Source organism: Mycobacterium sp., assembly GCF_035314905.1.
Lineage (GTDB): Bacteria > Actinomycetota > Actinomycetes > Mycobacteriales > Mycobacteriaceae > Mycobacterium.
Genome location: NZ_DATFYW010000170.1, coordinates 1 through 4,236, shown reverse-complemented (window position 1 = coordinate 4,236; position 4,236 = coordinate 1). Strand labels below are relative to the sequence as shown.

At 68.0% G+C, this 4,236-nt stretch carries 4 protein-coding genes and 1 pseudogene; 2 read left to right on the top strand and 3 right to left on the bottom strand.

Annotated features, from left to right (window positions below; translation table 11 throughout):
- The first annotated feature begins 4 nt into the window (after nucleotides 1–4).
- Entirely contained in the window at nucleotides 5–907 is a 903-nt protein-coding gene (gene gluQRS, locus VKG81_RS14550) for a tRNA glutamyl-Q(34) synthetase GluQRS (RefSeq protein WP_414685282.1), read from the top strand.
- Between the two features lie 28 nt (nucleotides 908–935).
- On the opposite strand, the gene VKG81_RS14545 is transcribed toward gluQRS, so the two are convergent.
- Nucleotides 936–2,171: a cytochrome P450 gene (locus tag VKG81_RS14545; RefSeq protein ID WP_324397060.1), complete on the bottom strand. Its 1,236-nt coding sequence runs from the start codon at nucleotides 2,169–2,171 to the stop codon at nucleotides 936–938.
- 5 nt (nucleotides 2,172–2,176) lie between these two features.
- Nucleotides 2,177–3,412 carry a tRNA guanosine(34) transglycosylase Tgt gene (tgt, locus tag VKG81_RS14540; RefSeq protein ID WP_324397058.1) on the bottom strand — a complete coding sequence of 412 codons (1,236 nt, stop codon included), beginning with the start codon at nucleotides 3,410–3,412 and terminating at the stop codon, nucleotides 2,177–2,179.
- A 67-nt stretch (nucleotides 3,413–3,479) separates the two neighbouring features.
- Here tgt and VKG81_RS14535 point away from each other — a divergent pair, with 67 nt between their 5' ends.
- Nucleotides 3,480–3,926: a lipoprotein LpqH gene (locus VKG81_RS14535; protein WP_324397056.1), complete on the top strand. Its 447-nt coding sequence runs from the start codon at nucleotides 3,480–3,482 to the stop codon at nucleotides 3,924–3,926.
- On the opposite strand, the pseudogene VKG81_RS14530 reads toward VKG81_RS14535, so the two are convergent.
- Nucleotides 3,910–4,236, bottom strand: a pseudogene (locus VKG81_RS14530) (haloalkane dehalogenase); the annotation flags it as partial. The gene VKG81_RS14535 and the pseudogene VKG81_RS14530 sit on opposite strands and share 17 nt — an antisense overlap.

The following is a 4,236-nucleotide window of genomic DNA, read 5'->3' as shown; positions in this document are numbered from 1 at the left end:
GGGCATCACGGGGAGGTCCACAACGTCCATCCTGGATAGTGGCGGCAGATTCGCCCCCAGCCCGTCGGCAGACCTGCACATCGGCAACCTGCGCACAGCGGTGCTCGCGTGGCTGTTCGCCCGCTCCACCGGCCGACGGTTCCTGGTCCGCGTCGAAGATCTCGACGAGCGCACCCACCCCGAGGTGGGCGAGCGGCAGCTGATGGACCTCGCCGTGCTCGGACTTACTTGGGACGAGGCGCCCGAGTGGCAGTCAGGGCATCGCCAGCGCTACGACCAGGTCGTCAGCCATCTAGGTCAGCAGGGCCTACTGTACGAATGCTATTGCAGCAGAAGGGATATCCAGCTGGCGCCACGTGCGGCGCATGCGCCGCAAGGCGCCTACCCCGGCACCTGCCGGGATCTGACCGCCACCGAGCGTGACGAGCGGCGTCGCGCGATGGGGCGGCCGCCTGCGCTGCGGCTGCGCAGCCAGGTCAGCGAGTTCACGATCAGCGACGTGCTGCACGGCGATTACACGGGCGTGGTGGACGACTTCGTGGTGCGGCGGGGCGACGGCGTGCCGGCCTACAACCTGGCGGTGGTCGTCGACGACGCCGCGCAGGGCATCGACCAGGTGGTCCGCGGCGACGACCTGCTGTCGTCCTCGCCGCGGCAGGCCTACCTCGCCGACCTGCTCGGCTACCCGCGGCCGACCTATGCCCATGTGCCGCTGGTGCTCAACGCCGACGGCAAGCGGCTGGCCAAGCGCGACGGCGCCGTCACGTTGGCGGAGATCGGCGCGGAGCCGGCGTTTGATCTGATCACCGAATCGCTGGGCTGGCCGTCGCGCGACCTCGACGATCTGTTGCGGCAATTCGACCCTGCACACATACCGCGGGAGCCGTGGATCTATCGTCCCGGGTGACCGGCCCCACCGCCATCTCCCGCGTGGGTCAGACCTCGACGGCAAGCGTCGACAAACCCCGCAGCGTCACGTTGCGCTTGTAGACCGGCTCACCTTCGAGCCGCGCCCGCGGGAACCGCGCCGTCACCGCCGACAATGCCACCGAAGCCTCCAACCGTGCCAGCGGCGCACCGAGGCAGAAGTGCGCACCGTGTCCGAATGCCAAGTGGCGCAATGTTTCCCGGTCTGGATCGAACTCATCGGGCCGTTCGTTGACAGCCGGATCGTGGTGGGCCGCACCCAGCAGCAGCATCATTACGTCACCCCTGGGTACGTCCACCTCGCCGATGGTCATGTCGTCGGCGGCGATCCGCCCCACCATTTGCACCGGCGGGTCGTAGCGGAGGGTCTCCTCGATCACCCCCGACACGCGTCCGGCGTCTTTGCCCAGCGCCGCCCACTGCCACGGATCCCGCAGCATCGCCAGGATCGCGTTGGCGATCAGGTTCACCGTCGTTTCATGACCGGCGATCAGCAGCAGGTTGCACGTGGCGATGATCTCTTCCCCGGTGAGCTGGTCACCTGATTCCTCGACCTCGATCAGCCCGGACATCAGATCGTCGCCGGGCGTGCCGCGCCGACGCTCGATGAGCTCACGCAGGTAGCCGCGCAGCCACAGCGCGGCCTCCATCCGGTCGTCGAAACCCTCCGGCACCTCGCCGGTGAATGTGACGAGCGGATCGAGGGCCTGGGCCAGCAGCGCCGACGCGCGGCTGAACCTGGGCTCGTCCTCCATCGGCACGCCAAGAAGGCGGCAGATCACGGCCACCGGCAGCGGATAGGCCAGGTCGGCGACCGCATCGAAACGGCCGTGCTCGGCGATCTGGTCAAGCAGCCCGTCCACCAGGGCGGTGATGTCGGGCTGCAGAGCCTTCACGACGCGCGGCGCGAACGCCTTGCTCACCAGCTTGCGCAGCCGCGTGTGATCCGGCGGGTCCAAGAACAAGAACCCCGGCGGCCCGAACGGGCGGGGTTGTTCGCCCGCGGCGATCGCACGTTGCGCGACGGTCGACTTCAGCCGGTCGCTGGCCGAGGACGGATGGCGCAGCACCTCGTCGCAGTCCCTGAACGACGAGAACACCGCGAGGTTCGCCTCCGGGATCAGCAGCGGTCCGCGCTCCCGAAGCTGGTGATAGATCGGGTACGGGTCGGCTCGATTGGCGGGGTCGAGCAGCTGCAGCAGCAGCTCCCGGGATTCCGCCAGCCCGGGGGGTGAACTCGTCATGGGATTCATTGTGCTCGTGTGGCGTAGTACCGACCCAGAACGTGCTCGCGCAGATCGTCGAACCGGCCGGCGGGTATCGCGTCGCGGATCTGGTCGACGAGCCGGATGACGAAGCGCTCGTTGTGGATCGTGGCGAGCATCGCCCCCAGGATTTCTTTGCTCTTGAACAGGTGGTGCAGGTAGGCACGCGTGTAGCTCGCGCAGGTGTAGCAGTCGCAATCCGGGTCGATCGGCGTGAAGTCGCGGCGGAAGCGCGCGTTGGTGATGTTGTGGCGGCCGGTTGCCGTGTACACCGCGGCGTTGCGTGCCAACCGTGACGGGGACACGCAGTCGAACGTGTCGGCCCCGGCCTCGATCGCGGCGAACAAGTCATCCGGCTCGCTGATGCCGAGCAGGTGACGGGGCCTATCCGCCGGCAGTTCGTCGATCACCCAGCCGATGATCGTCGCGAGGTTCTGTTTCTCCAGAGCACCGCCGATGCCGTAGCCGTCGAATCCCCGGCCCTGCTCATCGGTAATCGCGCCGAGGCCGCGTGCCGCCTCCCGCCGCAGGTCTTCGTACTGGGCGCCCTGCACCACGCCGAACAACGCCTGCGGCGCCTTTTCGGGCCGGCTCGCGCTCAGCCTGCGGTGCTCGGCCAGGCAACGGACGGCCCAGCGCTGCGTCCGCTTGACCGATTCCTCCTGGTAGCCGCGGGTGTTGACCAGTGTGGTCAGCTCGTCGAACGCGAAGATGATGTCGGCGCCCAGCTGATGCTGGATCTGCATCGACAGCTCGGGCGTGAACCGGTGTGTCGATCCGTTCAGGTGCGACGTGAACGTCACCCCGTCGTCGTCGACGCGAGCCAGCCGCTCCTTGCCCGCTGCGATCACGTCGTCGGCCTGCACGCGGTCGACGTCCATGGCCAGCACCTTGCGGAAGCCGGCCCCCAGGGACAGCACCTGGAAGCCGCCGCTGTCGGTGAACGTCGGACCGTCCCAGTTCATGAACGCGGCCAGGCCGCCCGCTTCCTCGACGATGTCCGCGCCGGGCTGCAGGTAGAGGTGATACGCGTTGCCTAGAACTGCCTGGGCGCCAAGGGCCTTCATCGTTTCGGGCAGGACCGCCTTGACCGATGCCCGTGTCGCCACCGCGATGAAGGCCGGCGTATGGATGTCGCCGTGCGGCGTGCGGACGACCCCGGTGCGTCCCCGCCGGCCGGACAGCTGCGCGCCGACACGGAACCACGCGTCGCCTACCACGCAGGTATTCAATCAATCGGCGGAATCCCGATGTGGTTCGGCAGGCGGGTCGATAAATTCTTGGCTTGTGGAGAACCGATTCGCTGCCGCGGCGACAGGGGCATTGCTAGCCGTCGCGGGTCTGACCGCCTGCTCGTCGCCGCCATCCCTGCCGCCGCAGCCGCCCGGAGCCCTGCCGCCGAGGACCGCCCACGTCACCATCGACGGACAGGACGCCGGCACGACGCACGACGTGTCGTGCACTCAGGTGGGGTGGTCGAACACCTTCAGCACCGGCGACAAGGACTCCGGCACCACCGCCGTCGTCAATACCGGTGATCAGATCACGGCCGAGTCCGTGCAGATCCGAAATCTCAATGGGTTCACCGGCAGCTTCACGGCGGGCACGTACGGCAATGCCGAGGCCACCGTGGCCGGCCAGACGTTCACGATCACCGGAACCGCGCTCGGCTACACGCCCGACAAGCCGACAAACCAGGTTCCTCAGCATTTCACGATCAAGGTGAGCTGCTGACGAAGTCGGCGATGTGTCTTGCCAGCTCTTCGCCGGCGTCTTCTTGGAGGAAGTGCCCCGCGCCGTGGATGACGGGGTGGTCATAACCCTGCGCCCCGCGCATCTCACGCCGGAAGATCGGCCCCATCGCGCCGGTGATCGGGTCGCCGTCGCTGAAGGCTACCAACATCGGTGTGCTGCTTTCTTTCAGCGCCGTCCACGCGGCGCGGTTGGCAGGCGCGGCGGGATCGTCGGGCGATGTCGGCACCAGGCCCGGCATCGCGCGCGGCCCGGCACAATACGAGTCGTCGGGGAACGGCGCGTCGTAGCC